Annotated in this window: 1 rRNA gene; it reads right to left on the bottom strand. The window is 56.7% G+C overall.

The window, feature by feature from the left end:
• Positions 1-21: 21 nt before the first annotated feature.
• A 23S ribosomal RNA gene (locus IF23_RS0130700) occupies positions 22-3,143 on the bottom strand.
• Between the last annotated feature and the right edge of the window lie 98 nt (positions 3,144-3,241).

Consider the following 3,241-nt stretch of genomic DNA (forward strand, 5'->3'; position numbering starts at 1 on the left):
ACACAGTGGACGCGAGCAACTGAGGACAAGCCCTCGGCCTATTAGTACCAGTCAACTCCACACCTTACGGCGCTTCCATATCTGGCCTATCAACCCAGTCGTCTACTGGGAGCCTTACCCCATCAAGTGGGAGGGAGCCCTCATCTCGAAGCAGGCTTCCCGCTTAGATGCTTTCAGCGGTTATCCTTTCCGAACGTAGCCAACCAGCCATGCCCTTGGCAGGACAACTGGCACACCAGAGGTTCGTCCGTCCCGGTCCTCTCGTACTAGGGACAGCCCTTCTCAAGACTCCTACGCGCACAGCGGATAGGGACCGAACTGTCTCACGACGTTCTAAACCCAGCTCGCGTACCGCTTTAATGGGCGAACAGCCCAACCCTTGGGACCGACTCCAGCCCCAGGATGCGACGAGCCGACATCGAGGTGCCAAACCATCCCGTCGATATGGACTCTTGGGGAAGATCAGCCTGTTATCCCCGGGGTACCTTTTATCCGTTGAGCGACGGCGCTTCCACAAGCCACCGCCGGATCACTAGTCCCTACTTTCGTACCTGCTCGACCCGTCAGTCTCACAGTCAAGCTCCCTTGTGCACTTACACTCAACACCTGATTGCCAACCAGGCTGAGGGAACCTTTGGGCGCCTCCGTTACCCTTTAGGAGGCAACCGCCCCAGTTAAACTACCCACCAGACACTGTCCCTGATCCGGATCACGGACCCAGGTTAGACATCCAGCACGACCAGAGTGGTATTTCAACAACGACTCCACAACCACTGGCGTGATCGCTTCACAGTCTCCCACCTATCCTACACAAGCCGAACCGAACACCAATATCAAGCTATAGTAAAGGTCCCGGGGTCTTTCCGTCCTGCTGCGCGAAACGAGCATCTTTACTCGTAGTGCAATTTCACCGGGCCTATGGTTGAGACAGTCGAGAAGTCGTTACGCCATTCGTGCAGGTCGGAACTTACCCGACAAGGAATTTCGCTACCTTAGGATGGTTATAGTTACCACCGCCGTTTACTGGCGCTTAAGTTCTCAGCTTCGCCACACCGAAATGTGACTAACCGGTCCCCTTAACGTTCCAGCACCGGGCAGGCGTCAGTCCGTATACATCGCCTTACGGCTTCGCACGGACCTGTGTTTTTAGTAAACAGTCGCTTCTCGCTGGTCTCTGCGGCCACCACCAGCTCAGGAAGCACGTCCCCTCACCAGCAATGGCCCCCCTTCTCCCGAAGTTACGGGGGCATTTTGCCGAGTTCCTTAACCATAGTTCACCCGAACGCCTCGGTATTCTCTACCTGACCACCTGAGTCGGTTTAGGGTACGGGCCGCCATGAAACTCGCTAGAGGCTTTTCTCGACAGCATAGGATCATCCACTTCACCACAATCGGCTCGGCATCAGGTCTCAGACTCCATGCACGACGGATTTACCTACCGTGCGTCCTACACCCTTACCCCGGGACAACCACCGCCCGGGCTGGACTACCTTCCTGCGTCACCCCATCACTCACCTACTACCACCTTGGTTCAGCGGCTCCACCACTCCCCTCAACTCCGAAGAGATCAGGGCGGCTTCACGGCCTTAGCATCAGAGGGCTCGATGTTTGACGCTTCAAAGCGGGTACCGGAATATCAACCGGTTGTCCATCGACTACGCCTGTCGGCCTCGCCTTAGGTCCCGACTTACCCTGGGCAGATCAGCTTGACCCAGGAACCCTTAGTCAATCGGCGCACACGTTTCCCACGTGTGTATCGCTACTCATGCCTGCATTCTCACTCGTGAACCGTCCACAACTCGTTTCCACGGCTGCTTCACCCGGCACACGACGCTCCCCTACCCATCACAGCCTCCGTTAAGAGTAATACTGCAATGACATGACTTCGGCGGTGTGCTTGAGCCCCGCTACATTGTCGGCGCGGAATCACTTGACCAGTGAGCTATTACGCACTCTTTCAAGGATGGCTGCTTCTAAGCCAACCTCCTGGTTGTCTCTGCGACTCCACATCCTTTCCCACTTAGCACACGCTTAGGGGCCTTAGTCGATGCTCTGGGCTGTTTCCCTCTCGACCATGGAGCTTATCCCCCACAGTCTCACTGCCGCGCTCTCACTTACCGGCATTCGGAGTTTGGCTAAGGTCAGTAACCCGGTAGGGCCCATCGCCTATCCAGTGCTCTACCTCCGGCAAGAAACACACGACGCTGCACCTAAATGCATTTCGGGGAGAACCAGCTATCACGGAGTTTGATTGGCCTTTCACCCCTAACCACAGGTCATCCCCCAGGTTTTCAACCCTGGTGGGTTCGGTCCTCCACGAAGTCTTACCTCCGCTTCAACCTGCCCATGGCTAGATCACTCCGCTTCGGGTCTTGAGCATGCTACTAAACGCCCTATTCGGACTCGCTTTCGCTACGGCTCCCCCACACGGGTTAACCTCGCAACATACCGCAAACTCGCAGGCTCATTCTTCAAAAGGCACGCAGTCACGACACAAAGAACAAGTCTCTGTGCGACGCTCCCACGGCTTGTAGGCACACGGTTTCAGGTACTATTTCACTCCGCTCCCGCGGTACTTTTCACCATTCCCTCACGGTACTATCCGCTATCGGTCACCAGGGAATATTTAGGCTTAACGGGTGGTCCCGCCAGATTCACACGGGATTTCTCGGGCCCCGTGCTACTTGGGTGTCTCTCAAACGAGCCGTCAATGTTTCAGCTACGGGGGTCTTACCCTCTACGCCGGACCTTTCGCATGTCCTTCGCCTACATCAACGGTTTCTGACTCGCCCTGCCGCCGGCAGACGACAGAAGAGAGATCCCACAACCCCAACCACGCAACCCCTGCCGGGTATCACACGTGACTGGTTTGGCCTCATCCAGTTTCGCTCGCCACTACTCCCGGAATCACGGTTGTTTTCTCTTCCTGCGGGTACTGAGATGTTTCACTTCCCCGCGTTCCCTCCACACTGCCTATGTGTTCAGCAGCGGGTGACAGCCCATGACGACTGCCGGGTTTCCCCATTCGGACACCCCCGGATCAAAGCTCGGTTGACAGCTCCCCGGGGCCTATCGTGGCCTCCCACGTCCTTCATCGGTTCCTGGTGCCAAGGCATCCACCGTGCGCCCTTAAAAACTTGGCCACAGATGCTCGCGTCCACTGTGCAGTTCTCAAGCAACGACCAGCCACCCACCACCCCAACCCGAAGGCTGAGTTCACTGGGGCCGGCATCGCGAAGGT

The organism is Streptomyces catenulae, from assembly GCF_000718015.1.
In the GTDB taxonomy this organism is placed as follows: domain Bacteria; phylum Actinomycetota; class Actinomycetes; order Streptomycetales; family Streptomycetaceae; genus Streptomyces; species Streptomyces catenulae.